The sequence below is a fragment of the Stenotrophomonas sp. YJH_SMC_57 genome, assembly GCF_059369755.1.
Map to the genome: position 1 here is coordinate 79,633 of NZ_JCAFSZ010000015.1, position 25,572 is coordinate 105,204.

Annotated in this window: 25 protein-coding genes; 9 read left to right on the forward strand and 16 right to left on the reverse strand. The window is 66.9% G+C overall.

From position 1 onward, the window contains the following. Positions 1 to 73: 73 nt before the first annotated feature. The 3 genes from AC5P7U_RS18500 to folB form a co-directional block, all read right to left on the reverse strand. Positions 74 to 2,248: a glycoside hydrolase family 3 N-terminal domain-containing protein gene (locus AC5P7U_RS18500; protein WP_414555354.1), complete on the reverse strand. Its 2,175-nt coding sequence runs from the start codon at positions 2,246 to 2,248 to the stop codon at positions 74 to 76. A 128-nt stretch (positions 2,249 to 2,376) separates the two neighbouring features. Then, positions 2,377 to 3,648 carry a mechanosensitive ion channel family protein gene (locus tag AC5P7U_RS18505; protein WP_414555356.1) on the reverse strand — a complete coding sequence of 424 codons (1,272 nt, stop codon included), beginning with the start codon at positions 3,646 to 3,648 and terminating at the stop codon, positions 2,377 to 2,379. 62 nt (positions 3,649 to 3,710) lie between these two features. Then, positions 3,711 to 4,064: a dihydroneopterin aldolase gene (gene folB / locus AC5P7U_RS18510; protein WP_005407807.1), complete on the reverse strand. Its 354-nt coding sequence runs from the start codon at positions 4,062 to 4,064 to the stop codon at positions 3,711 to 3,713. A gap of 363 nt (positions 4,065 to 4,427) precedes the next feature. Here folB and AC5P7U_RS18515 point away from each other — a divergent pair, with 363 nt between their 5' ends. Continuing rightward, positions 4,428 to 5,087, forward strand: coding sequence for a hypothetical protein (locus AC5P7U_RS18515; protein WP_414555358.1), 660 nt, complete (start codon positions 4,428 to 4,430; stop codon positions 5,085 to 5,087). Positions 5,088 to 5,143: 56 nt separating this feature from the next. Here the strand turns inward: AC5P7U_RS18515 and tsaD are convergent, their stop codons facing one another. Next, positions 5,144 to 6,169, reverse strand: coding sequence for a tRNA (adenosine(37)-N6)-threonylcarbamoyltransferase complex transferase subunit TsaD (gene tsaD / locus AC5P7U_RS18520; protein WP_133936387.1), 1,026 nt, complete (start codon positions 6,167 to 6,169; stop codon positions 5,144 to 5,146). A 166-nt stretch (positions 6,170 to 6,335) separates the two neighbouring features. Between tsaD and rpsU the strand changes: the two genes are divergently transcribed. The 6 genes from rpsU (at position 6,336) to AC5P7U_RS18550 (ending at position 11,506) form a co-directional block, all read left to right on the forward strand. Continuing rightward, complete coding sequence (gene rpsU, locus AC5P7U_RS18525; RefSeq protein ID WP_002808376.1) at positions 6,336 to 6,551, forward strand: 30S ribosomal protein S21; 216 nt, start codon at positions 6,336 to 6,338, stop codon at positions 6,549 to 6,551. Positions 6,552 to 6,685: 134 nt separating this feature from the next. After that, complete coding sequence (locus AC5P7U_RS18530) at positions 6,686 to 7,129, forward strand: GatB/YqeY domain-containing protein (protein WP_004153909.1); 444 nt, start codon at positions 6,686 to 6,688, stop codon at positions 7,127 to 7,129. A gap of 103 nt (positions 7,130 to 7,232) precedes the next feature. Further along, positions 7,233 to 8,177, forward strand: a complete 945-nt coding sequence (locus tag AC5P7U_RS18535; RefSeq protein WP_414555360.1) for a YihY/virulence factor BrkB family protein — start codon at positions 7,233 to 7,235, stop codon at positions 8,175 to 8,177. 61 nt (positions 8,178 to 8,238) lie between these two features. Beyond that, positions 8,239 to 9,978 (forward strand): DNA primase, encoded by a 1,740-nt coding sequence (dnaG, locus tag AC5P7U_RS18540; RefSeq protein WP_197564136.1) that lies wholly within the window; start codon positions 8,239 to 8,241, stop codon positions 9,976 to 9,978. Between the two features lie 27 nt (positions 9,979 to 10,005). Further along, the gene (locus AC5P7U_RS18545; RefSeq protein ID WP_197564135.1) at positions 10,006 to 10,506 is read left to right on the forward strand and encodes a protein tyrosine phosphatase family protein; all 501 of its coding nucleotides are present in this window, start codon (positions 10,006 to 10,008) and stop codon (positions 10,504 to 10,506) included. Between the two features lie 28 nt (positions 10,507 to 10,534). Next, positions 10,535 to 11,506 (forward strand): bile acid:sodium symporter family protein, encoded by a 972-nt coding sequence (locus tag AC5P7U_RS18550; RefSeq protein ID WP_101764793.1) that lies wholly within the window; start codon positions 10,535 to 10,537, stop codon positions 11,504 to 11,506. A gap of 93 nt (positions 11,507 to 11,599) precedes the next feature. Here AC5P7U_RS18550 and AC5P7U_RS18555 read toward each other — a convergent pair whose 3' ends face one another. The 6 genes from AC5P7U_RS18555 to AC5P7U_RS18580 form a co-directional block, all read right to left on the reverse strand. Next, positions 11,600 to 12,319, reverse strand: coding sequence for a hypothetical protein (locus AC5P7U_RS18555; protein ID WP_414555363.1), 720 nt, complete (start codon positions 12,317 to 12,319; stop codon positions 11,600 to 11,602). 253 nt (positions 12,320 to 12,572) lie between these two features. After that, positions 12,573 to 13,379: a calcium-binding protein gene (locus AC5P7U_RS18560; RefSeq protein WP_414555365.1), complete on the reverse strand. Its 807-nt coding sequence runs from the start codon at positions 13,377 to 13,379 to the stop codon at positions 12,573 to 12,575. Positions 13,380 to 13,475: 96 nt separating this feature from the next. Next, positions 13,476 to 14,369, reverse strand: coding sequence for a heme o synthase (gene cyoE, locus AC5P7U_RS18565; protein WP_004153903.1), 894 nt, complete (start codon positions 14,367 to 14,369; stop codon positions 13,476 to 13,478). 4 nt (positions 14,370 to 14,373) lie between these two features. Then, positions 14,374 to 15,537, reverse strand: a complete 1,164-nt coding sequence (locus tag AC5P7U_RS18570) for a COX15/CtaA family protein (RefSeq protein WP_004153902.1) — start codon at positions 15,535 to 15,537, stop codon at positions 14,374 to 14,376. Positions 15,538 to 15,547: 10 nt separating this feature from the next. Further along, positions 15,548 to 16,117 (reverse strand): redox-active disulfide-containing membrane protein, encoded by a 570-nt coding sequence (locus AC5P7U_RS18575; RefSeq protein ID WP_040009144.1) that lies wholly within the window; start codon positions 16,115 to 16,117, stop codon positions 15,548 to 15,550. A gap of 108 nt (positions 16,118 to 16,225) precedes the next feature. Beyond that, positions 16,226 to 16,942: an SURF1 family protein gene (locus tag AC5P7U_RS18580; protein ID WP_308309097.1), complete on the reverse strand. Its 717-nt coding sequence runs from the start codon at positions 16,940 to 16,942 to the stop codon at positions 16,226 to 16,228. Between the two features lie 57 nt (positions 16,943 to 16,999). On the opposite strand from AC5P7U_RS18580, the gene AC5P7U_RS18585 reads away from it, so the two are divergent. Next, the gene (locus tag AC5P7U_RS18585) at positions 17,000 to 17,218 is read left to right on the forward strand and encodes a twin transmembrane helix small protein (RefSeq protein ID WP_008264755.1); all 219 of its coding nucleotides are present in this window, start codon (positions 17,000 to 17,002) and stop codon (positions 17,216 to 17,218) included. 20 nt (positions 17,219 to 17,238) lie between these two features. Here AC5P7U_RS18585 and AC5P7U_RS18590 read toward each other — a convergent pair whose 3' ends face one another. The 6 genes from AC5P7U_RS18590 to AC5P7U_RS18615 are packed head-to-tail and all read right to left on the reverse strand — an operon-like array spanning position 17,239 to position 22,044. Next, the gene (locus tag AC5P7U_RS18590; RefSeq protein ID WP_049457763.1) at positions 17,239 to 18,114 is read right to left on the reverse strand and encodes a cytochrome c oxidase subunit 3; all 876 of its coding nucleotides are present in this window, start codon (positions 18,112 to 18,114) and stop codon (positions 17,239 to 17,241) included. A 13-nt stretch (positions 18,115 to 18,127) separates the two neighbouring features. Continuing rightward, on the reverse strand, positions 18,128 to 18,718 hold the full coding sequence (locus AC5P7U_RS18595; RefSeq protein WP_197564862.1) for a cytochrome c oxidase assembly protein: 591 nt from the start codon (positions 18,716 to 18,718) through the stop codon (positions 18,128 to 18,130). Then, positions 18,715 to 18,921, reverse strand: a complete 207-nt coding sequence (locus tag AC5P7U_RS18600) for a hypothetical protein (RefSeq protein ID WP_004153897.1) — start codon at positions 18,919 to 18,921, stop codon at positions 18,715 to 18,717. Before AC5P7U_RS18600 ends, AC5P7U_RS18595 begins: the two co-directional genes overlap by 4 nt. An 8-nt stretch (positions 18,922 to 18,929) precedes the next feature. Further along, positions 18,930 to 20,537 (reverse strand): cytochrome c oxidase subunit I, encoded by a 1,608-nt coding sequence (ctaD, locus tag AC5P7U_RS18605; protein WP_004153896.1) that lies wholly within the window; start codon positions 20,535 to 20,537, stop codon positions 18,930 to 18,932. 59 nt (positions 20,538 to 20,596) lie between these two features. After that, a complete protein-coding gene (gene coxB / locus AC5P7U_RS18610) occupies positions 20,597 to 21,556 on the reverse strand; it encodes a cytochrome c oxidase subunit II (protein ID WP_197564860.1) in 960 nt (319 codons plus the stop codon). An 11-nt stretch (positions 21,557 to 21,567) separates the two neighbouring features. Further along, a complete protein-coding gene (locus AC5P7U_RS18615) occupies positions 21,568 to 22,044 on the reverse strand; it encodes a DUF2244 domain-containing protein (protein ID WP_004153894.1) in 477 nt (158 codons plus the stop codon). A 274-nt stretch (positions 22,045 to 22,318) separates the two neighbouring features. Between AC5P7U_RS18615 and putA the strand changes: the two genes are divergently transcribed. Continuing rightward, positions 22,319 to 25,537 (forward strand): bifunctional proline dehydrogenase/L-glutamate gamma-semialdehyde dehydrogenase PutA, encoded by a 3,219-nt coding sequence (gene putA, locus AC5P7U_RS18620; RefSeq protein ID WP_414555369.1) that lies wholly within the window; start codon positions 22,319 to 22,321, stop codon positions 25,535 to 25,537. Positions 25,538 to 25,572: the final 35 nt, after the last annotated feature.

The following is a 25,572-nucleotide window of genomic DNA, read 5'->3' on the forward strand; positions in this document are numbered from 1 at the left end:
AAAAAGGGGACGGAGGGAATTAAGTCGTCTATGGCACAAACGACTTAATTCCCTCCGTCCCCTTTTTCTTCGATCAGCCCTTCAGCAGTTCGAACTGCACCGCTTCGCCAGCGGCCGACGAGGCGCACACCCACACCTCGAACTGACCCGGCTCGGCACGCAGCACGCCGTCGCGGCCGGTGAAGGCCAGCTGCTCGCGGGTCAGGGTGAACACGACCTCCGCCGACTCGCCCGGCTGCAATGCCACCTTGCGGAAGTCCTTCAGTTCACGCACCGGGCGCACGCGGCTGGCCACGCGGTCGTGGATGTACAGCTGCACCACTTCCTCGCCTGCCACTTCACCGCTGTTGGTCAGCGTGGTGGTGAGGGTCAGGGTCTCGTCCCAGCCCAGCTGGGCCGCACTCAGCTGCGGCACGCCGTAGTCGAACGAGGTGTAGCCGATGCCGTGGCCGAACGGGTACAGCGGCTCGTTCGGAATCTCGCGCCAGCGCGCCTTGAACTCCGACATGGTCGGCAGCTCCGGGCGGCCGGTGCGCGGGTGGTTGTAGAAGTACGGCTGCTGGCCGGACACCTGCGGGAAACTGACCGGCAGGCGGCCGGACGGGCTGTAATCGCCGAACAGCACGTCGGCCACGGCATGGCCGGTCTGCGTGCCCAGGTACCAGGTCACCGCGACCGCCTGTGCATTGCGCACCGCGCCCTGCAGCGCCAGCGCACGGCCGTTGCGCAGCAGCACCACCAGCGGCTTGCCGGTCATCGCCACGGCCTCGGCCAGCGCCTGCTGTGCCGGCGGCAGGGTGATCTCCACGCGCGACTGCGCTTCACCGCTGTAGCGCTGCGGTTCGCCGAGCGCCAGCACCACCACGTCGGCGCGCAGGGCGGCGGCCACGGCCGCTTCGGTGCCACCGGGAATCGCGGTTTCCAGATCACAGCCCGGCACGATCTCCAGCAGCGCTTCATCGCCGATGGCGGCACGCACGCCGGTTTCCAGGTCCACATAGCGCTGTTTGTCGCCGAACAGCGTCCAGCAGCCTTCGATGTTCTCGCGGTCCTGCACGAACGGGCCGATCAGCGCGATCTTCTGCCCGGTCTTCTGCAGCGGCAGCACGTTGTCGCGGTTGTTCAGCAGCACGATCGAACGGCGTGCGGCATCGCGCGACAGTGCGTCATGCGCGGCGATGTGCGAGGTATCGGCTTCGCGTGCCGGGTCCAGCGAACGGTACGGATCGTCGAACAGGCCGATGGTTTCCTTCAGCCACAGGATGCGGCGCACGCCCTCATCCAGCACCGACATCGGCACTTCGCCGCTCTCGACCAGGCCCGGCAGGTGCTCGGCGTAGAAACCGCTCTGCATGCTCAGGTCCAGGCCGGCGGTGAACGCCTTGGCGGTGGCATCGCGGTCATCGGCGGCGTAGCCGTGCGCGACCAGTTCCATGTCGGCGGTGTAATCGGAGATCACCACGCCCGGGAACTTCCACTCACCGCGCAGGATGTCGGTCAGCAGTTCGGCGTTGGCGCTGGCCGGCACGCCGTTGATGTCGTTGAACGAGGACATCACGGTGATCGCACCGGCATCGAAAGCGGCCTTGAACGGCGGCAGGTGCACGTCGCGCAGGGTCTGCGGCGAGATGTCCACCATGTTGTATTCCATGCCGGCCATCACCGCGCCATAGGCAGCGAAATGCTTCGGCGTGGCCAGCAGCGAATCGTCGGCGCGCAGGTCGCTGCCCTGGAAGCCGCGCACGCGGGCGGCGGCGAAGGCACAGCCCAGCACCACGTCCTCACCGGCACCTTCGGCGCCACGGCCCCAGCGCTGGTCGCGGGCGATGTCCACGGCCGGCGCATAGGTCCAGTGCAGGCCGGCGGCGGTCGCTTCGATGGCGGTGGCGCGGGCGGTGCGCTCGGCCAGGTCCGGTTCGAAGCTGGCAGCCTCGCCCAGCGGGATCGGGAACACGGTGCGCATGCCGTGGATGACGTCGGCGGCCAGGATCACCGGGATGCCCAGGCGGCTCTCCTCGGTGGCGACCTGCTGGATGCGGCGGCCCAGCTCGGCGCCGACACCATTGAACAGCGAGCCGACCTTGCCCTCGCGCACCTGCTGCAGCACCTGGTCGGCATTGCGCACGTTGGCTTCCGGGTTCACGTCCGGGGCGAACGGGCGGACCATGTCCGCGAAGACACCCAGCTGGCCGACCTTTTCCTCGACGGTCATCTGGGCAATGAGGGATTCGATGCGATCGGAGGCCACCAGCAGTCCTTGATGAAAACGTTTACAAGCCCGGCATTCTAGCGGTCCCGAGCCATTTGGCGAGAGGTTTCGTCATTCAGTTTCAGGCTCCAGCCGGATCCGTACGGTCCCGCCGGAGGCCTCGCAGCTTACTCCGAGCCGGCCAACAGGCGCTGCCCGGCCATCAACATGGCATCGCTGGAGGCCTGGAACACCCGCAGCCCGAAGGCCGGCAGGATCGCCAGCAGGTGGTCGAAAATGTCCGACTGCACCGCCTCGTACTCGCCCCAGGCGGTGCTGCGGGTGAAGCAGTACAGCTCCAGCGGCAGGCCCTCGGTGGTCGGCTGCAGCTGCCGTACCAGCAACGTCATGTCGGTATGGATGCCCGGATGGCTGCGCAGGTAGCGCTCCACATAGGCGCGGAACGTGCCCAGGTTGGTCACCCGGCGGCTGTTGACCTCGGCCACGCCCTGTTCGCGCAGGCGCCCGTTCCACTGCCCCAGCTCCTGCGCCTTCTCGTGCAGGTAGTCGCGCAGCAGCGCGAACTCGCCGAGGAAAGCCAGGTCACCCTCGTCCAGGAAGCCGACGCTGTGCTGGTCCAGGTACAGCGCGCGCTTGATGCGGCGGCCACCGGCCTCCTGCATGCCGCGCCAGTTCTTGAACGACTCGGTCACCAGCTTCTTGGTCGGGATGGTGGTGATGGTCTTGTCGAAGTTCTGCACGGTCACGGTGTGCAGCGCGATGTCGATGACGTCACCGTCGGCGTTCTGACTGGGCATCTCGATCCAGTCGCCGATGCGCACGCGGCCATCGCCGCTGATCTGCACGCTGGCCACCAGCGACAGGATGGTGTCCTGGAAGATCAGCATCAGCACCGCGGTGGCCGCGCCGAGGCCGGTGACCAGCGGGCCCAGCGCTACGCCCAACAGGGTGGCGATGATGGTCAGGCCGGCAGCCACGAACACCACGATCTTGACCACCTGCAGGTAGCCCTTGATCGGCTTGTTGCGTGCATCTGGCTTGCGTTCGTACAGGCTGTTGGCCGCGTCCAGCGCATGCGAGAACGCCATCGACACCGTCAGTACGGCCCACACGATGCACAGCTTGATGATGACGTTGACCAGGTTTGGCGGCAGGTCAGGTATCAGGGTGATGCCCGAGGCGATCACCTGGCTGGGCACCACGTTGGACAGGCGCGAGATCACCCGCATCAGATGGCTGCCGCGCCCGGACTCGGCTCCCGGCAGGCGCTGCAGCAGTCGCCGCAGCCCGCGCACCAGAATGCGCTTGGTTACCCAGTTGGCCAGGCCCGCTGCGACCAGCAGCGCCGTGATCATCAACGCCAGGTAGGCGCCGGGATAGGGTTCCAGTGTGTTCTGCAGCTTTTCCAGCCACTGTACCGCCACCACCGCGTCCACCATCGGTTGTCTCCTTGCTTTGTCGTTGTTGTTGGAATTGCCGGCCAGCGGCCGGCACTACCGGGTCAGTCCCGCGTGCGTTCGATGATCACGCCCACCGCGCGCGCGCCGCGCACCGCGCCCGGCTTGCTCAGCTTCAGGCGCAGCCACTTCACGTCGAACTCGTCCAGCACGATCTGCGCGCAGCGCTCGGCCAGGGTCTCGACCAGGCCGAACTCCGACTCACGCACGAACTGCTCCAGGCGCTTGCTCACCGCCTTGTAGTTCAGGGTGTGGGCGATGTCGTCGGTGGCTGCGGGGCGACGGTTGTCGAAGCCCATTTCCAGGTCGAACACCAGGTCCTGGCGGATCCGTCGTTCCCAATCGTAGATACCGATCAGGGCGTCGATCGTCAGCCCCTCGATGAAAACCTTGTCCATTGCGGTTACCAGCCGAATACAGGCAACCATGGTAACGGCACGGCGGTGAGCCTGACCGGAACGGGCGGTAGGCGGCCGGCAGGGACGCGGCACCAGAAAAAACAAAGGGCTCCGCTAGCGGGGCCCTTTGGTACTACCTTTGTCCCCGGGGGGAGCTTTCTCAAGCCGCGAGTCCCGGTGGCGCAGGTGCCCAGACTAGTCAGTCATCAAACGGTGGGTCAAGGCCAATCCCGACACCGCAGACCCTCGTATTCGCCCCGGCCGAAACGCGGGAAACAGGCGACGCACGCAAGGAGGTTTCCTGATGGTGGCCGACTCGATCCCTCGACAACCTGCGTCTTCCCTTCACCACCGCACTTCAAGATGGCTGCATACGATGCATTGAGGCGCGCGTTGTCAGCGGAGCGGTTGTCGACCTACGAGAGAATCGCATCAAGCTGCGGCCCTGACGTTACTGCCGAATCCGTGTACGTGTGGAACATGCGGATGTGCGGCGCGTTGCTGATGCCGGTCCACCTGTGCGAAGTGGTCACACGCAACGCAGCGGCATCGGCATTGGCCCGACAGCACGGCCCGCAGTGGCCTTGGAACGACGCCTTCCGACGCAGGCTACCTGCCTCTTCATCCACCTCAGCCAGAGTCGCGCTGGAACAGGCCGCCAGCCGCGCAACAGATACACCCGGGATCGTCGCTGACCTGCCGATGGTGTTCTGGCAGCAGCTCTTCACCTGTCGCTTCGACGACACGCTGTGGATACCGGCGCTCGGGACGGTTCTGCGCCATGCGCCTGCAGCTCATCCAAGCGTGATCAGGAAAGCCATGCATACAGACATCGGCCGCATCCGCCACCTGCGCAACCGCATCGTCCACCACGAACCGATCCTGGAACGCGACCTCGGTGCCGACCTGGCCGCGATCGGGCGGCTGATCCATGCGCGCTGCCCGCATACGCTGGAGTGGCTGCAGCGCCACGAGCGGGCCACGACCGTGCTGGCGGCGTCGCCGTTGGGTGCGCGTGCGTAGCCTCGATCACGCGCAGTCGAGCATGGCTCGACGCTACAGAGCGCGGCGGTCGGGGTTCACACCGCCGGCAGGGTGGCCATGTCCCAGCGCGGGGTCACGTCCACCTTCGGCGGGCTGTGCTGGCCGGCCTGCAGGCGCAGTGCGCCGGCGAAGGCGATCATCGCGCCGTTGTCGGTGCACAGTGCCGGGCGCGGGAAGCAGGCACGGCCGCCGAGGCGCTCGGCCATCTGCTTCAGGCGTGCGCGCAGGCGCGTGTTGGCACCGACGCCACCGGCCACCACGATCACGTTGGTCCCCGCGGCTTCCAGCGCGCGCTCGCACTTGATCGACAGGGTCTCGACCACGGCATCTTCAAAGCCACGGGCGATGTCGGCGCGGGTCTGTTCGCTCTGGTCACTGTCGCGCCAGGCCATCAGGACCTGGGTCTTCAGGCCCGAGAAGCTGAAATCCAGCCCCGGGCGGTCGGTCATCGGCCGTGCGAAGCGGTACGCGCCCGGCGTGCCCTGCTCGGCCAGCCTGGCCAGCTGCGGGCCGCCCGGGTACGGCAGGCCCATCAGCTTGGCGGTCTTGTCGAAGGCCTCGCCGGCTGCGTCGTCCAGGGTCTCGCCCAGCAGGCGGTACTGGCCAATCGCGTCCACCGCCACCAGTTGGGTATGGCCACCGGACACCAGAAGGGCCACGAACGGCGCCTGCGGCGGGTCGTCTTCCATCAACGGCGCCAGCAGATGGCCTTCCATATGGTGGACACCCACTGCGGGTACCTCCAGCGCCCAGGCCAACGAACGCGCCACGCCCGCGCCCACCAGCAGGGCGCCGACCAGGCCGGGGCCAGCGGTGTAGGCCACGCCATCGATGTCGCCCACGCCAAGGCCGGCCTCGGCCAGGGTCTGGCGCACCAGCGGCAGCAGCTTGCGCACGTGGTCGCGGCTGGCCAGCTCGGGCACCACACCGCCATATTCGGCGTGCAGGGCGATCTGGCTGTAGACCGCATGGGCGCGCAGGGCCGCGCTGCCGGCCAGGTCGGTGTCATACACCGCCACGCCGGTCTCATCACAGGAAGATTCGATGCCAAGGACTCGCATGCCTGCTATTATGACGCCCCTGCCGCCTCCTCGGGGGACGCGCAGGTCTCACTGCTTTCGAACCTCTGGCCCGTATTCAGGGTTGGCCGCTTGCAGTTTGTCTATTCGCCGCTATAATGTGCGGCTCGCCGGGCGTGACCCGGTTCTACTGTGTCCCGGAGATTCCATGCCCAGCGTCAAAGTCCGCGAGAACGAGCCCTTCGAGTTTGCTCTTCGCCGCTTCAAGCGCACTTGCGAAAAGGCCGGTGTGCTGGCCGAAACCCGCAAGCGCGAGTTCTACGAAAAGCCGACCCAGGAGCGCAAGCGCAAGGCTGCCGCTGCTGTGAAGCGTCAGCTGCGCCGCTCGTCGCGCGACGTCACCAAGCGTCAGCGCCTGTACTGATCGGACGCATCTTCATTGCGGCGGGCTCGTCCTTCCGCGGTGAAGCCGAAGCCGGCACGCGCGAGCGTCGCCGGCTTTTTGCGTTTCCGGGTCCGGGCATCCGCCCCGCCCTACCTACCACCACGAGGTTCCTCATGAGCATGAAGCAGCAGCTCACCGAAGACATGAAGGCCGCCATGAAGGCGGGCGAGAAGCACAAGCTGGGCGTGATCCGCCTGATCAACGCCGCCATCAAGCAGCGCGAAGTGGACGAGCGCATCGAGCTGGATGACACCGCCGTGATCGCCGTGCTCGACAAGATGGTCAAGCAGCGCAAGGACTCGGTCAGCCAGTTCGAAGCCGCCAACCGCGAAGACCTGGCCGAGATCGAGCGTGCCGAGATCGTGGTCATCGAAGCCTACCTGCCGGCCAAGATGGGTGAAGCCGAGATCGTGGCCGCCATCCAGGCCGCCATCGCCGAAACCGGTGCTTCCGGCCCGGCCGACATGGGCAAGCTGATGGGCGCGCTGAAGCCCAAGCTCGCCGGCCAGGCCGACATGGGCCTGGTGTCCAAGCTGGTCAAGCAGCAGCTGGCATAAGCCCTTGCCGGGGTCGGATCCCTTTCGCCCTGCGGAAGGGCTCTGACCCCATCGATGCACCCGCTTCACCGCACCTTCGACCCCCGGCTGCTACAACATCCCCATGGTCGAGCCATCGCACTCCCCCGCCGACACGCCCCCCCACGGCATCCCCGCACGGCTTCGCCACTACGCTGATCGCCTGCAGGACAGCTTTCCGATGGCGGTGGCCAAGCGCTTCGTCGAAATCGACGTGCTGACCCAGGCCGCCTCGGTCTCCTTCTACGCCCTGCTGTCGATGGCGCCGCTGCTGGTGCTGCTGCTGTGGCTGACCGCCTCGCTGTACCCGCCCGCGCAACAGGCACTGATCAGCCAGATCGGCTCGGTGGCCGGCAGCAGCGTGGCCAGCGTCGCCGACACCGTGCTGCACAACGCCAACAGCCAGCCCAGCGTCGGATCGCTGGCCGGGCTGTGGAGCACGTTGCTGCTGTTCGTCGGTGCCACCGCCGTGTTCGCCCAGCTGCAGAACGCGCTGAACCGGATCTTCCACACCAGCGGCCAGCGCCTGGAGGGCATCAAGGCCTGGCTGCGCAAGCGCGTGTTCTCGTTCGGCGTGGTGCTGGCGCTGGGCTTCCTGCTGATCCTGTCGATGACCGCCACCACCGCCCTGCAGGTGGTGTTCGCGCAGCTGCCCTCGGTACTGCCTGCGATCGGCTACCTGACCTCGCTGCTGCTGTACACGCTGGCCTTCGCCTTCCTCTACCACTACCTGCCGGACCGCCGCGTGGCCTGGCGCCAGGCCTTCATCGGCGGTGCCATCACCTCGGTGCTTTTCACCCTGGGCCGCTATGGCATCGGCGTCTACATCGCTACCGTGGCCCCGGGCAGTGCCTACGGGTCGATGGGCGCACTGGTGATCGCGCTGGTCTGGATCTACTACGCCACCGCCGTGTTCTTCGTCGGTGCGCTGATGACCGCGGTGATCGACGAACGCCAGCATGCACGGGCGCAGCTGGCCCGTGCCGGCACTGAAGGCCAACAGGCCGGTCCCGGCATCGCCAGCGAGTAAACTAGGGGAACCTGCCGCCCCCTGCAGCGCGCCCTGGCGGCCGCGCCCCGTTCTGTTGCCCATGGCCCGTATCCCCGACGCTTTCATCGACGACCTGCTGGCCCGCACCGACATCGTCGAGGTGGTGGGCAGCCGCGTGCCGCTGAAGCGCCAGGGCAAGGAGTACGCGGCGCGCTGCCCATTCCATGACGAGCGCTCGGCCTCGTTCACGGTCTCGCCCACCAAGCAGTTCTATCACTGCTTCGGCTGCGGCGCGCACGGCACCGCGATCAGCTTCCTGATGAATTACGACCGCCTCGAGTTCCTCGATGCGGTGGATGAACTGGCCAAGCGCGCCGGCATGGAAGTGCCGCGCAACGAGAACCCACGCAGCCCCCAGCAGCAGGATGACAGCCGCGAGCTGTACTCGGCGCTGGAGGCGGCCACCAGGTTCTTCCAGAACAACCTGCAGGGCAGCGACAAGGCACGCAGCTATCTCGACGGCCGTGGCGTCGATGAGGAAAACCGGGCGCGCTTCCAGATCGGCTATGCGCCGGATGGCTACAGCGGCCTGCGCGATGCGCTGGGCAAGGACGAGCGGCGCATGAAGCTGCTCGATCGCGCCGGCCTGTTCTCCAAGAACGACCGCGGCCACGTCTACGACAAGTTCCGCGACCGGGTGATGTTCCCGATCTTCGACCGTCGTGGCCGGGTCATCGCCTTCGGCGGCCGCGTGTTCGAGAAGGACGACGGCCCCAAGTACCTCAACTCGCCCGAGACCGCGCTGTTCCACAAGGGCCGCGAACTGTACGGCCTGTGGCAGGTGCGCCAGGCCAACCAGAAGATCGAGCGGCTGATCGTGGTCGAGGGCTACATGGACGTGGTCTCGCTGTTCCAGTTCGGGGTCACCCAGGCGGTGGCGACGCTGGGCACCGCGACCACGCCGGACCATGCCGAGCTGCTGTTCCGCAACGCGCCGGACGTGTTCTTCTGCTTCGACGGTGATGCCGCCGGCCGCCGTGCCGGCTGGAAGGCGCTGGAGTCGGTGCTGCCGCGCATGAAGGATGGCCGCCAGGCGTTCTTCCTGTTCCTGCCCGACGGCGAAGACCCGGACACCATCGTGCGCAAGGAAGGCGCCGAGGCGTTCAACGAGCGCCTGAAGCAGGCCACGCCGCTGTCGCAGTTCTTCTTCGACGAACTCACCCGCGAGATCAACCTGGGCACGCTGGACGGCAAGGCACGCCTGGCCGAGCGCGCCAAGCCGATGCTGGCGCAGATTCCCGATGGCGCCTTCGGCGACCTGATGAAGCAGCAGCTGGCGCAGCTGACCGGCCTCGGCGGCAATGCCGCGTCCGCGCGCGCACCAATGCCGCAGCGCCAGCCCTCGCGAACGATCCAGCCGGTGGCCAAGCGCAGCCTGGTGCGCGGCGCGATCGCCGTGCTGCTGCAGCAGCCCTCGCTGGCGCTCACGCTGGGCGGCCAGCATCACTTCCAGGGCCTGCGCCTGCCCGGGGTGGAGCTGCTGCTGGAACTGCTGGGGCTGGTCGAGCAGCGCCCGGACATCAGTACCGGCGCCCTGCTGGAACACTTCGACGGCCGTGAAGAGCAGGCCTCGCTGCATACGCTGGCGGCGCAGACGCTGCCTGGCACTGAAGCCAGCTGGACCCAGGAACTGCACGACGCCGTGGCCCAGCTGGAGAAACAGCTGCTGGTGCAACGTCTGGAGGAGTTGTTGGCAAAGCAGCGCCAGCAGGGTCTGGACGATACTGACAAGTACGAACTGCGCGAGCTGCTGAAGGCCCGCGCCGGACTGCGCCTGTAGCGGCAGATTGCTTTCCCGGAGAAGACCATGCTGCTGCGCCTGACCTGCCTGCTGTTGTTGTCGCTCTGCCTGCCGCTGACGGCCCTGGCCGAAACCGCCCCTCTCAATGAAGTCCGCCCCGGCCTGTATGCCGGCGGCCAGCCCAGCGCCACACAACTACAGGCGTTGGCTGCGCAGGGCGTGCGCACGGTGATCGACCTGCGCCAGCCGGATGAGGACCGCGGCTTCGACGAAGCCGGCATGGCCGAATCGCTGGGCCTGCGCTACGTACGCATTCCCGTGGCCGGGGCCGATGGCCTGGATGCGGCCAACCTGCGCGCCGTCCACCAGGCCCTGCAGCAGAGCGCAGGTCCGGTGCTGCTGCACTGCGCGTCCGGCAACCGCGCCGGTGCCGTGCTCGGCCTGGTCACTGCGCGCTACGAACACGCCAGCCCGGAACAGGCCCTGCAGCTCGGCCAACGTGCCGGCCTGACGTCGCTGGAAGCTGCCACCCGCCAACGCCTGGCCGCGCCCGCCGCTTCACCCTGACTCCTCCGCCCCAAGGACTCTGCCCACCATGACCCGCTGGTGGTCGCGCCTGCGACCTGACAACTTCACCCTCGCCCTGCTGTGCACCGTCGGCCTGGCCTCGCTGCTGCCGATGAAGGGCGCCGCCGCCATCGTCCTCGACGACGTCACCACGGTGGCCATCGCAGCGCTGTTCTTCCTGCATGGCGCGCGCCTGCCGCGTGAGTCGATCATCGGCGGCATGCTGCACTGGCGGCTGCATCTGACCATCCTGGCCTGCACCTTCATCCTGTTCCCGCTGCTGGGCCTGATGTTCAAGCCGCTGTCCGGCTGGCTGCTGACCCCGGAGCTTTACCTGGGCGTGCTGTTCCTGTGCACCCTGCCCTCCACCGTGCAGTCGTCCATCGCGTTCACTTCAATGGCGCGCGGCAACGTACCCGCAGCGGTGTGCAGTGCTTCACTGTCGAGCATCCTTGGCGTGTTCCTCACGCCCCTGCTGCTGACCGCACTGGCCGGAACCTCCGGCGGCATCCACGATCCGCTGCATGCGATCGGCGGCATCATGCTGCAGCTGCTGGTGCCGTTCGTGGCCGGCCACCTGCTGCGGCCGTGGATCGCCGGCTGGGTGGAGAAGCAGCGCGCGCTGCTGCGCTATACCGATCAGGCCACAATCCTGCTGGTGGTGTACTCGGCGTTCGGCGAGGCCGTCACCGAGGGCCTGTGGAGCAAGACGCCGCTGCTCTCGCTGCTGGCCGTAGCGGTGGTTGCCGCCGTGCTGCTGGGCATCGCCATGCCGCTGATCACCTTCATTGCCCGCCGCCTGCGCTTCAACCGCGAAGACGAGATCGCCATCGTGTTCTGCGGCTCGAAGAAGAGCCTGGCCACCGGTGTGCCGATCGCCAAGGTGCTGTTCGCCGGCGGCAGCCTGGGCGCCATCGTGCTGCCCGTGATGATCTACCACCAGATCCAGCTGATCGTCTGCGGCGTGATCGCGCAGCGGTATGCCAAGCGCGCGCCCTGACCGGGCGCGCGGGTTGTTGCCGGAACACGCATCCGCGCATGGCGTGCATCCATAGTAGATCCACGCCATGCGTGGATGACTCTCGCAGCGCCGCTAATCCACAATATCCGCAGCGATGTCGTGCAGCACTCGCGCGTTGCGCTCCACGTCGCTCCCCCGTTCGCCGGTGGCGATCAAGCTGTAGGTCTTGCTGTCTCCTGTCCAGGCAAGCTCGACGCGGGTGCGGCCGGCACTGTCCGCGCTCTTCTTCACGTGCGCGGGCGCGCCTTTCACCGTTGTGTTCTGTGCCTCGGCGATGACCTCGATATGCGTGCCCGCAGCGACGAAGTTGTTCTCGCTGAATTCCACGACGCCGACGCCTTCCAACTGGAAGAAACGGCTCAGTCCCGAGGACCTGCCTCCCTCCAGCGCGCCACTGGGCTCCATCCCTATCAGCTCGGCCGGACCCAGGAGGCTGGCTGCCAGGCTGCTGGGCGGCTGCGGCAGGCGCTGGCGCAGTTCCGACGCCGACCGCTGAGTGCGGGGCACGGTCGCCAGCATTTCAGCCTGTGAGGGGATGTTCCCTGCTGCAGCCTGCACGACACCGTTGGATCGTTTGATGTCAGCGCGAAGCTGCTGCTTCACTTGTTCGGGCGCATCCAGGTCTGCCAACCGCACGACACGGTAGCTGCCCGCAGGAGACGTGCTCGCCTGTGCAGCCGCCTGCATGACGCGTTGCTGCAGCCATTGCCCGACTGCGCCCGCCTCTTCATCCGGTGCAGGTGCATTCACGGCGATCGCCACGAAGGCACCGCACAGCAGAAGGAACTTCATCACGACCACATTGCTCCACAGAATTGCGAGTCATCCCGCAACACCTGTATATCTGGCCTGGATCAACCGGCTTGTTGAATGAGTTTGCATCTATGACCCATCGCGCGCAGGAAGCTGAAAGCGCGGCAAAGCCCTACAGCGTGGCGGCCTGGTCAACGGGCGCAATGGCGGCCTTCGGTCGCAGAAGCCGACACTGAATACAGCGGATTCCGCGGGAAACCATCCACGCATGGCGTGCATCTACTGGTACCCATCACGGTTCCAGCAGCGTGCCAACGCTCAGCTGTTGCATCCACACCCACAGGTCGTACTCGCGGCCGGCATGAGTGTTGACCTCCGGCCCACGCGCTGGCCGTTCGAGCAGGGCCAATGCCTTGCAGCGATCCATGCATCCCCAGAAGTGACCGCGCAACGCTTCCAGCCGCACGCTGTAGATATCCAGGTCGCGCAGTGCCGATGCCATCGGCTGGGTCTGCATCTCCGGCGGCGCATCGGCCGGGCGCTGCAGCATGGCGTGCACATTGCCGGTCAGCACGACCATGCGTGCGCCTTCAGGCAGGCGCCGGTACAGGCGCCGCAGTTCGGCGGCCATGCGGTCATCGCGGGCCTGGCTGCCGCCGTCACTGTGATTGACGTCGTAGCCCACCACCTCGATCGCGCGCCCCTGCGCTTTCAGTGCGCGCAGGCCTTCGATCATCGCCAGCATGTCGCGGCTGCGGCGACCATCGTGCTGGTCATCGCGCACGGTCCAGAACGCGCGGCCGTGCAGGCGCTGGCGTGCCGCGGCCCCGCCATCGGAAGCCAGGTAATCACGCAGCGTCGAGTTTTCGCCGCGCGGCAGTTCCAGTGCCAGCAGGATCGGGCCGTTACGACTGTAGTCGTCCACCAACTGGCGCACCAGCAGCGGTGTCTCGCGGGTGCCGTGGAATTCGCCCAGTACCAGCAGGCGGTGGTCGCCGGCGTGCTGGCGGATCTGCGCGGCGGTGTCGTCGGCACGCGCACTGAGGGCCATGCCCAGCGCCAACAGAAGCGCAGCGGTCCAGCGGAAGATCGAATGCATCCCTGCTCGTTCCTTTCCTTGGGGTCAGGAACAGCAATGGAGACGTCTCAACCGCGGTTCAAGGTAATCCACGCCATGCGTGGATGCATCAGCCCGTCACAACCAGGGCAGGATCCAGTGGTCGACCAGCAGGAAGGCGAACAGCGCCATCAGGTACACGATGGAGTAATGGAACATCTTCATCGAGAACAGCTCGTCCGGCGGGTCCAGCATGCGCCAGGCGTACCAGAGGAACACGGCGTTGAGCACGATCGCGCCGCCAAGGTAGAACGCACCGCTCATGCCCACCAGGTACGGCAGCAGGCAGACCAGCGCCAGCACCACCGAATACACCATGATCTGCTTGCGGGTGTGCACCACGCCGTGGGTCACCGGCAGCATCGGGATCTCGGCCTTGGCGTAGTCCTCGCGGCGGAAGATCGCCAGCGCCCAGAAGTGCGGCGGGGTCCAGATGAAGATGATCAGCACCAGCAGCGATGAATACGCCCAGTCCGACGAGCCCTGCATGCCGGTCACCGCCGCCCAGCCCAGCATCGGCGGCATCGCGCCGGCCAGTCCACCGATCACGATGTTCTGCGAGGTCGCGCGCTTGAGGTACACGGTGTAGATCACCGCGTAGCCGATCAGCGAGGCGAAGGTCAGCACCGCGGTGATCAGGTTCACCCACAGCACCAGGATGGCCATCGACAGCACGATCAGCACGCCGGCAAACACCAGCACCTGCCACGGCTTGACCTTGCCCACCACCAGCGGCCGCCACGAAGTACGCGCCATCTGCGCATCGATGTGCGCGTCCAGCAGCTGGTTGATCGCTGCGGCCGCCGAGGCCGCCAACCAGATGCCGAGGAAGCCGAGCAGGCCGGCGCGCACCTGCTCCCAGCTGGGCACGCCGGGGATGGCCAGGACCATGCCGACCAGCGCGGTGAAGACGATCAGGGCGACGACCTTGGGCTTGGTCAGGTCCCAGTACTGGCGGTAATTGGAAAACATGGAATCAGTCCGGGGCACGCAGGCGGGCCAGCAGGCTGACCAGCACGAACAACAGGGCAACGGCCACGCCGTTGTGGGCCACCGCCACTTCCAGCGGCAGCGCCAGCTTTACATTGAGGATGCCGAGGGTGACCTGCAGCACCAGCAGCGCGATCAGCGCGCTGGCCCAGCCACGCATGCTCGGCAACCGGAACAGGCGCACGCCCAGCCACAGCAGGTAGACGGCCACCACCACCGCGAACATGCGGTGCGCCATCTGGATCGCGATGCGCGAGGCGCCGTCCAGCACGCCGCCTTCGTAATCCACGCCGATGCCACGCCACAGGGTGAAGCCTTCGACGAAGTTGTGCTGCGGCCACCATTGGTTGGCGCAACGCGGGAAGTTGTCCAGCGAGGCGCTGCCGCCACCGCAGGCCAGCGCCGCGTAGTTGGCGCTGACCCAGCCACCCAGTGCGATCTGGGTGACCAGCACGGCCACGCCAATGCGCAGCAGCCACTTCAGCTTCGGCGCTTCGGCCAGGGTGATCGGCATGTGCGTGGCGCGCCAGGCCATCCACACCAGCAGGCCGAACATCAGCATGCCGCCCAGCAGGTGGCCCATCACCACGATCGGCTTGAGCAGCAGGGTCACCGTCCACATGCCCAGCAGGGCCTGGAAGATCACCACCGCCAGGGTCAGCAGCGCAGCGCGCGCCAGGTCGATGTTGCTCCAGCGCAGCGCGGCGATCAGCAGGATCGCCTCGCCGATCAGCGCCAGGATACTGGCGGTGCCATGCCAGCCCATCATGTACAGCGGTATGCCGGCGGCCACCAGTACGCAGGCGGTCACCACCGCCGTGCTTCCGAAGCGCCGCTTGCGCGTGGCCAGCAGGGCCAGGGTCAGGATTTCGATGCCCAGCGCACCGGCCAGGAAGCGGTGCACCTGTTCACGCCAGGCCTTGTGGGTCTCCAGCGGGCGGATCTCCGCCGCCGGGTGGCCGATGGTCTCTTCCACGTGCTGCGGCCAGGTGGCCTGCCCGTAGCAGGTCGGCCAGTCCGGGCAGCTCAGGCCGGCGTCGGACAGGCGAACGAAGGCGCCGAACATGATCGTGCTCGCGGTCATGATCATGGCGAACCACGCCAGGCGGTGGAAATTGCGGTGCAGCGCCGGACGCGCGGAAAGGCTCATCAAACGGGACTCACTTCAGTTTCAGCAACGTGGCCATGTCCTTGCGCAGGCCACCGAGGTCGGAACCCGGGGCATGGCGCATGATCACGAAGCCGTTCGGATCGATCACGTAGACCGGCAGTCCCGCCGGATCATCGACGCCCGGCAACGCCGCGCGCAGGGCTGGCGACGGAGCCAGCGGCCGCAGCGCGGGCAGCGAGGCGATCGACGCCGGTGGCGTACCCAGCCACAGGATCTCGACATTATCGGCGTTATGGCCGAACAGCTGCCACACCTTGCCCAGTCCCTGCGACAAAGTGACGCACTGTGCATCGCAGGCACCGGCCGGGGCCACCAGCAGGCGCCAGGTACGGGCCTCGGGATTCCATGGGTAAGGCTGGCCGCTGGCCAAGGTCGGCGCCTGCTGGCGCAGGTCCACCGGTGGCTTCAGCAGCTGGCCGGCATTGCGGTGCCCGGTCGGCTGCCAGCCCGAGAAACGCAGCACGGCGGCCAGCGCCACCGCCCCGAAGAACACGGCAAACAGCAGTACCAGGGTCCGGCGGCCGGAGCCGCGCGCCTGCGGGGACGTAGCAGTGTTCATGCGGGGCATTTTCTCACGGTTGGGAAAGGGATGCGGGTGCGGTACCCCGGTAGTGCCGGCCGCTGGCCGGCATCCAGGATTCCGGGGGACGCCGGCCAGCGGCCGGCACTACCGGGCCACGGCGCGTCTCCTGCGCCGCTCCAGCACCAGCGCCACCACCAGCACGGTCAGGGCCAGCCCGAACCACTGCACCGCGTAGCCCAGGTGGCGCTGCGGCGGCAGCGTGTTCGGCAGCAGGTCCAGGTCGCGCTCATCGCCGAATGGCAGCGCCGGGTCCAGGCGCAGCACGCGGTCGGGTAGCGCCTGCAGCCCCAGCGCGCGGGCCAGGCCTTCGGCGGGCAGCCGGCTGGCCAGCCAGCGCCCGGCCTCACCGGTCGCGGAGAACGCCGGCCCCAGCGCCAACCCCGCCGACGGCGGCGGCGCCAGCAAGCCACGCACGGCTACCGGCGAAGGCGGCGCCGGCAGATCCGGCAAGGTGCGATCCGGTGGCAACGCGCGCCAACCGAGATCCACCAGCAGCACACTGCCGTCGTCACTGCGGAACGGGCGATAGATCTTCACTCCGGCGCGGCCATGCCGGGTCTGGTTGTCCAGCAGCACCACGCCAGGCAGGAAGCGGCCGTGGTCGGCCACGCCGTGCAGCGCACCGGGTGCCGCGAGTGCCTGCGCCAGCGGCAATGCCTGTGCCACTGCTGGACCCTGCGCATCCAACATTGCCTGTTTGGCATGCATGCGCTGCAGCTGCCACAGCCCCAATGCGCTGAAACCGGCCATCGCCAGCACCGCCAGCAGCCATCCGATCACGCGCGTGTGCTGGCGCATCATGACAAGTCCGCGCAAACGCGGTCAGATAGGCGCATCCACCCTGCCCACGAGCCGCGCATGAGTGATTCGCTGAAGACCCTGCTGGTAATCGCGTTTCTGATCGTCATCGTCTGGAATCTGGGCGCCGGCCTGTATTACCTGCTGGTCGACCGCGGCCAGACCAAGCGCACGGTCAACGCACTGACCCGCCGCATCGCGGTGTCTGTGGCCTTGATCGTACTGGTGATCGTGAGCATCTACATGGGCTGGATCAAACCGCACGGCATCGGTGGCTGACCCCACCGATCCGCGCGCGGTCAAAGCACGTAGACGAACAGGAACAGCATCAGCCACACCACGTCGACGAAGTGCCAGTACCACGCGGCGGCTTCGAAACCGAAATGGTTGTCGCGGGTGAAGTGGCCCTTTGCCGAACGCAGCCACATCACGATCAGCATGATCGTGCCCAGCAGCACGTGCGCGCCGTGGAAGCCGGTCAGCATGAAGAACGTCGAACCGTAGATGCCCGAGCCCAGCGTCAGGTTCAGTTCCTTGTAGGCGTGGATGTATTCCTCTGCCTGCAGGGTCAGGAAGCCGAGGCCGAGCACCACGGTCAGGCCCAGCCAGATCAGCAGCTGGCGGCGGTTGCCGGCCTTCAGTGCATGGTGGGCGATGGTCAGGGTTACGCCGGAGGTGAGCAGGATCAGCGTATTGATCAGCGGCAGGCCCCAGGCCGGGATGGTCTGGAACGCACCACCGATCGCCGCAGGACCATTGGTCGGCCATCCAGCGGAATAGCCCTGCCAGAGCAGCTCGTTGGTCATCACCCCGCGGCCTTCGCCGCTCAGCCACGACAGGCCGAGATTGCGGGTGTAGAACAGCGCGCCGAAGAAGGCGCCGAAGAACATCACTTCGGAGAAGATGAACCAGACCATGCCCATCCGGAACGAGCCGTCGACCTGGCGGTTGTAGTTGCCGGCCTGCGATTCGCGCACCACGTCGCTGAACCACCAGAACAGGGTCAGCACCAGCATCGCGATGCCGATGTAGAACGTCCAGCGGCCCCAGCTCGCATCGTTGAGCCAGCTGGCCACGCCGACCATGGTCACCATCATCGCGATGGAGCCCACGAACGGCCATTTGCTCTGGGCCGGGACAAAGTACACGTTGGCGTCGGTCGGTGTCTGGGCCATGTCGGTATCCGGGTCAGGGTGCGGCGTGCGCGCCTTCCGAGGTGGCGGCCGGGGCCAGCCGATCGGACAACGCGTCGTTGCGGTAGAAGGTATAGGACAAGGTGATCGTCCTGATTTCCGGCGGCAGGTCCGGATCGACGATGAAGCGCACCGGCATGTCGCGCTTCTCGCCGGCCTGCAGCGTCTGCGCGGTGAAACAGAAGCACTCGGTCTTGCTGAAGAAGCCCGACGCGCGTGCCGGTGCCACCGAAGGCACGGCACTTCCCACCACGGCCTGCGTGCTGTCGTTGCGGGCAAAGTACAGCGCTTCGTTGAGCTCGCCCGGCACCACGTCCATGGTCAGCTGCTCGGGATGGAACGACCATGGCAGGCGCGAATTGACGCCGCCATCGAACTCGACGCGCACGGTACGCTTGCCGGCCACCGCGCCCGTGCTGGCCTCGCTGCCGGGGCCGCGCTCCAGGCGCACGCCGAACACCTTCTCGCAGGCGATGCGATACAGCGGCACCAGCGAGAACGTCAGCAGGAACACCGCTACCGCCACGCCGATCAGGCGCGGCAACCCGGCGCTGCGTGACGGGGTGCTGGCGGGCGTCTCGCTCATCGGCCGATCACCCCGCTGAGGATGAAACCGACGTAGACCAGCACGGCGATGGCGCCGACCCAGGCAGCGGTACGCTTGGCACGCTGGCGCTGCTGTTCGATGCCGTTGCTCTCGCCGTGGTGGAGCCGACCGCTGGTCGGCTGCTCTTCGCGAGTCGACTGACCGTCGACCCTACCGATCGGAAGCGGGCTCTCGTTATGCATGCCCCACCTCAATGCGTGATGTCGTCATGCGCCAGGTCGCCCGGGCGGATGGTCGGCGGTGTGGTGAAGGTGTGCGCCGGTGCCGGCGACGGCAGCGTCCATTCCAGGCCGCGCGCGCCTTCCCAGCTGCGTGCCTCGGCCTTTTCACCGTTGCGCAGCGAGGACAGCAGGATCGCCGCCATCATGAACGGGGTGACGAACATGCCGAACGCACCGATCGAGCTGATCAGGTTCCAGTCGGCGAAGGCCACGCTGTAGTCGGGAATTCGGCGCGGCATGCCGGCCAGGCCGAGGAAGTGCTGCGGGAAGAACAGCAGGTTGACGAATACGATCGACCACCAGAAGTGCACCTTGGCCCACTTCTCGCTGTACATGCGCCCGGTCCACTTCGGCCACCAGTAGTACACCGCAGCGATCAGCGCGAACACCGCGCCGGTTACCAGCACGTAGTGGAAGTGCGCCACCACGAAGTAGGTGTCGTGGTATTGGAAGTCCGCCGCCACGATCGCCAGCATCAGGCCGGAGAAGCCACCGATGGTGAACAGGATGACGAAGGCCACCGACCACAGCATCGGCGCCTCGAACGTCAGCGAGCCGCGCCACATGGTGCTGACCCAGTTGAACACCTTCACGCCGGTCGGGATCGAGATCAGCATGGTGGCGAACATGAAGTAGATCTCGCCGCCCAGCGGCATGCCCACGGTGAACATGTGGTGGGCCCAGACGATGAACGACAGGAACGCGATCGCGGCGGTGGCGTACACCATCGCCTGGTAGCCGAACAGCGGCTTGCGGCTGAAAGTCGGGATGATCTCGCTGACCACGCCGAAGGCGGGCAGGATCATGATGTAGACCTCGGGGTGCCCGAAGAACCAGAAGATGTGCTGGTACATCACCGGGTCACCGCCACCGGCGGCGTTGAAGAAGCTGGTGCCGAAGAACTTGTCGGTCAGCAGCATGGTCACCGCGCCGGCCAGCACCGGCATCACCGCGATCAGCAGGAACGCGGTGATCAGCCAGGCCCAGCAGAAGATCGGCATCTTCAGCAGGTCGATGCCCGGCGCGCGCATGTTCAGCACGGTGGCGATGATGTTGATCGCGCCCATGATCGAACTGATGCCGGCCACGTGGATGGCGAACACGCTGAAGGCCACGTTGTAGCCACCCTGCAGCGACAGCGGCGGGTACAGCGTCCAGCCACCGGCCGGCGCACCACCGGGCAGGAACAGGGTCAGCAGCAGCAGACTGAAGGCCACCGGCAGCAGCCAGAACGACCAGTTGTTCATGCGCGGCAGCGCCATGTCCGGCGCGCCGATCTGCAGCGGGATCATCCAGTTGGCCAGGCCGACGAAGGCCGGCATCACGCCACCGAAGATCATCACCAGCGCATGCACGGTGGTCATCTGGTTGAAGAACTCGGGCTTGACGAACTGCAGGCCCGGCTGCGCCAGCTCGGCGCGGATCACCACGCTCATCGCCGCACCGATGATGAACATGATGAAGCTGAAACCCAGGTACAGCGTGCCGATGTCCTTGTGGTTGGTCGAGAAGAACCAACGCTCGAAGAAACTCTGCTGGTGATGGTGATCGTCGTGCCCAACTGCCGAGTGCGCCATTGCAAAACACCTCTCAGAATCGGTTGTCACCGCAGCCGCAGGCGGCCACGGGCTTTACATCACGCGCCGCTGGCTGCGGTGGCAGGTGCGCTGGTGGCGTCCGCCGCAGCGGGGGCGGCAGGCGCCTCACCGGCCGGCGCCGCGGGTTCTGCCGGTGCCGCAGGCGTCGCAGGCGCAGGCGCGGGCGGCGGCGCCGGCTTGCGCTGCGCCAGCCACTGCTTGAATTCCTCCTTGGACACCGCCTCGACCACGATCGGCATGAAGCCATGGTCCTTGCCGCACAGCTCGGCGCACTGGCCGCGGTACACGCCGGGCTGCTCGATGCTGGTCCACGCTTCATTGATGAAGCCGGGGATGGCGTCCTGCTTCCAGCCCAGCGCCGGCACCCACCAGGCATGGATCACGTCGTCGGAGGTGATGACGAAGCGCACCTTGGTATCCACCGGCAGCACCAGCCGGTTGTCCACGTCCAGCAGGTAATGCGGATGGCTCTCGCGGGTCGGCACGATGCCGCTCTGCCGCACGCGGTCGGACTCGCGGTCCAGGCGGCTGGTGAAGGTGACATTCTCGCCGAGGTATTCGTACTTCCACATCCACTGGTAGCCGGTGACCTTCACCGTCATCTCGGCATCGCGGGTGTCGTACATCTTGATCAGGTTGGCCGTGGCCGGCCATGCCATCACGATCAGGATGATCACCGGGATCACCGTCCAGATCACCTCGGCCTTGGTGTTGTGGCTGAAGGTGGCGGCCACCGCGCCCTTGGATTTGCGGAACTTGAAGATGGCGTAGGCCATCGCCCCGAACACGATGACGCCGATCACCGTGCAGATGATCAACGAGAGGTTGTTCGATTCCCAGGCCAGGCGCGAGGTCTGGGTCACCCCCTTGCCCATGTTCAGCTGCCACGGTTTGGGATCGGCCGCCTGGGCCCATGCCAATGCCGGAACCAGTCCCCCGGCCACCGTGGCGGCGACCGCTGCAACGCACTTCGTGCCCCACCTGCTGCTTTGCTTCATTGCCTAGACCCTTAGCGTCGTCGGTTGCCGCCATCGCTGGCGGCGAGCAAGCTTTCAAGTGTCTCTGCAAGCGTCTGACGTTCGGCCGGCGCGAGGAAACTCCCCACCTCCACCTGCCGGCCGCTGGATGCCAGCCGGACCCTCTCATCGTCGGTGAGCAGGCGCACCCAGTGGGGGTGGGCCCGGAACACCGGCGATCCACCGGGTACGGGGATGACCTCCACGTACGCCGGCACTACCCGGATCTCCTCCTGCCGTTCTCCGCTGCGCCACAAGGCACGCAGCGCCGCCGCCAGCACCAGGCTGTACAGCAGCGCGAACAGGGGGGCGAATGCATTGCCGGCCAACCACCCGAGGGCGGACACCAGCCACATCGCACCCGACAACACGGTGAACAACAGGACGAACTGCCGGGCATCGAGCGCCCGTGGGGGACGCAGCCGCAGCTGCGTACCTGACCCATCCGGAGCTGGAAGCACCTCGATCATGTCGCAACCGCGTTCCTGCCGCGGGAAACGACTCGATGGTAGCCCCGCCCTCTCGCCCGTAGCAAGGGTGCATTCACACTTTTTCCCATGCTGCAACACAGCATGAGGTCGGCGGCACGAATGACGAATTCAGCACAAATATTGTCGAGCCTGCTGAACACGCTGAATCCACCGCAGCCAGAGGCTATCAGCACTTCTCGAAGGTGGCTGCGGGGCACTTCCGGAACCCGGAAAAATGATTAAAATCGCCAAGTTTTCCACTGGCCGGACCGGCATGAACGCACCCTCCTCCTCCCCTGCCGCCAGCGACGCCCCGCGTCCCGGCGCGCTGCTGTCGCCGGAACTGCCGGCGTCCCCCAACCCGTTCCGCCAGGCCATCACCGATGCCTGGTTGAAGGACGAGGCCAGCCACGTGCGCGATCTTCTGGCGCAGGCGCGCCTGCCCGCCGAGGAGCAGGCCAGGGTGCAGGCCCTGGCCGCCGACCTTGTCGGCCGGGTGCGCGTGCGCGCCAAGGACCAGGGCGCGATCGAAGCCTTCATGCGCCAGTACGACCTGGGCAGCGAGGAAGGCGTGCTGCTGATGTGCGTGGCCGAGGCGCTGCTGCGCATTCCGGACCAGGACACCGCCGACAAGCTGATCCGCGACAAGCTGGCCGACGCCGACTGGGAAAAGCACCTGGGCGGCAGCGACTCGGTGCTGGTCAACGCCTCCACCTGGGGCCTGATGCTGACCGGCAAGCTGGTGCAGATGAACGACGCCACCCGCGCCGACGCGCCCAGCGCGTTCAAGCGCCTGGTCGGCCGCGTCGGTGAGCCGGTGGTGCGCCTGGCCGTGCGCCAGGCGATGAAGATCATGGGCCACCAGTTCGTCATGGGCCGCACGATCAGCGAAGCGCTGTCGCGTTCGCACAAGGGTGACAACACAGACTACCGCTACTCGTTCGACATGCTGGGCGAAGGTGCGCTGACCATGAAGGACGCGCTGCGCTACCTGGAAGACTACCGTCGTGCGATCCACGCCATCGGCGGCGATCACAAGGCACGCGGCGGCCGTCCGGACGGCGACGTCAACAACGCCCCGGGCATCTCGATCAAGCTGTCGGCGCTGTACCCGCGCTACGAGCACGCCAAGCGCGAGCGCGTGCTGAAGGACCTGGTGCCGGGCGTGCTGGAACTGGCGCAGCTGGCCAGGAGCTACGGCATCGGCTGCACCGTCGACGCCGAAGAATCCGACCGCCTGGAACTGTCGCTGGACATCATCGAGCAGGTGTTCGGCGATGCCTCGCTGGCTGGCTGGGATGGCTTCGGCGTGGTCGTGCAGGCCTACCAGAAGCGCACGCCGTACACGATCGACCACCTGGCCGACATGGCGCGCCGCGCCGGTCGTCGCCTGCAGGTGCGCCTGGTCAAGGGCGCCTACTGGGATGCCGAGATCAAGCGCGCGCAGATCGAAGGCTACCCGGGCTACCCGGTGTTCACCCGCAAGCAGAACACCGACGTGTCCTACCTGGCCTGCGCCAAGCGCCTGTTCACCCATGCCGACGCGATCTACCCGATGTTCGCCACGCACAACGCGCACACCATCGCCGCGGTGCGCAGCATCGCCAACGGTGGCGTGTACGAGCACCAGAAGCTGCACGGCATGGGCGACGACCTGTACGCCGAAGTGGTGCCGGCCGACCGCCTCGGCCTGCCCTGCCGCGTGTATGCGCCGGTCGGTTCGCATGAAGACCTGCTGCCGTACCTGGTGCGCCGCCTGCTGGAAAACGGCGCCAACTCCAGCTTCGTCAACCGCATCACCGACGAACGCGTGCCGATCGCCGACCTGATCCGCGATCCGGTCGAGATGGTCGCCTCATTCGCCTCGATCCCCCACCCGAAGATCCCGCTGCCGGTTGACCTGCTGCGCAGCCAGAACCACGACAGGAAGAACTCCATGGGCGCCAACCTCGCCAACGACAACGAACTGCGCGCCCTGGCCGAGCAGATCAACGCGGCCGTGAAGCCCTGGCAGGCCGCCCCGCTGGTGCCGGGTGCGAACCCGGCCGGCGCCGCGCTGCCAGTGACCAACCCGGCCGACACCCGTGAAGTGGTCGGCCAGTGGCTGGCCGCCGATGCCGACACTGTGCAGAAGGCCCTGGCCAATGCCGTGGCCGCGCAGCCAGCCTGGAACCGCACCCCGGCCGCCAGCCGCGCCGCCATCCTCGAGCACGCCGCCGACCAGCTGGAAGCACGCATGCCGGAGTTCATGGCGCTGTGCGTGAAGGAAGCCGGCAAGAGCCTGCCCGACAGCATCGCCGAAGTGCGCGAAGCGGTGGACTTCCTGCGCTACTACGCCAAGCAGGCGCGCGAGCAGTTCAGCCACGCCGAAAAGCTGCCGAGCCCGACCGGTGAATCCAACGAGCTGCAGCTGCACGGCCGCGGCGTGTTCGTATGCATCAGCCCGTGGAACTTCCCGCTGGCGATCTTCCTGGGCCAGGTCGCTGCCGCTCTGGCCGCCGGCAACAGTGTCATCGCCAAGCCGGCCGAACAGACCAACCTGATCGGCTACTACGCGGTGAAGCTGCTGCATGACGCCGGCGTGCCGGCCGAGGTAGTGCAGTTCCTGCCGGGCGACGGTGCCACCGTCGGCGCCGCGCTGACCGCCGACCCGCGCGTGGCCGGCGTGGCCTTCACCGGCTCCACCGACACCGCCCGTGCGATCAACCGCGCGATGGCCGCCCGTGACGCCGCCATCGGCGTGCTGATCGCCGAGACCGGTGGCCAGAACGCCTTCATCGCCGACTCCTCGGCGCTGCCGGAACAGCTGGTCAAGGACGCCATCGGTTCGGCCTTCACCTCCGCTGGCCAGCGTTGCTCGGCCGCGCGCGTGCTGTTCGTGCAGGACGACATCGCCGACAAGGTGATGACCATGCTGGCTGGTGCGATGAAGGAACTGAAGGTCGGCAACCCGGGCCTGCTGTCCACCGACGTCGGCCCGGTGATCGACGCCGATGCACTGAAGATCCTGCAGGACCACGCCGTGCGCATGGACCGGGAAGCACGCCTGATCGCCGCCGCCGAGCTGTCCGCAGAAGCCGCCAACGGCACCTTCTTCGCACCGCGCGCGTATGAGCTGAAGGACCTGGGCCAGCTGCACAAGGAAATCTTCGGGCCGGTGCTGCACGTGATCCGCTGGAAGGGCGACCAGCTCGACGCGGTGATCGACCAGATCAACGCCACCGGCTACGGCCTGACCCTGGGCGTGCATTCGCGCATCGACGAAACCGTTGATCGCATCAGCAACGGTGTCCACGTCGGCAACGTCTACGTCAACCGCAACCAGATCGGTGCGGTGGTCGGCGTGCAGCCGTTCGGCGGACAGGGCCTGTCCGGCACCGGCCCGAAGGCCGGTGGCCCGCACTACCTGCTGCGCTTCGCCACCGAGAAGACGGTGACGGTGAACACCACCGCCGCCGGCGGCAACGCCTCGCTGCTGACCCTGGGCGACTGATCACCCGGTTGATGCAGCAAACGAAAGACCCCGCG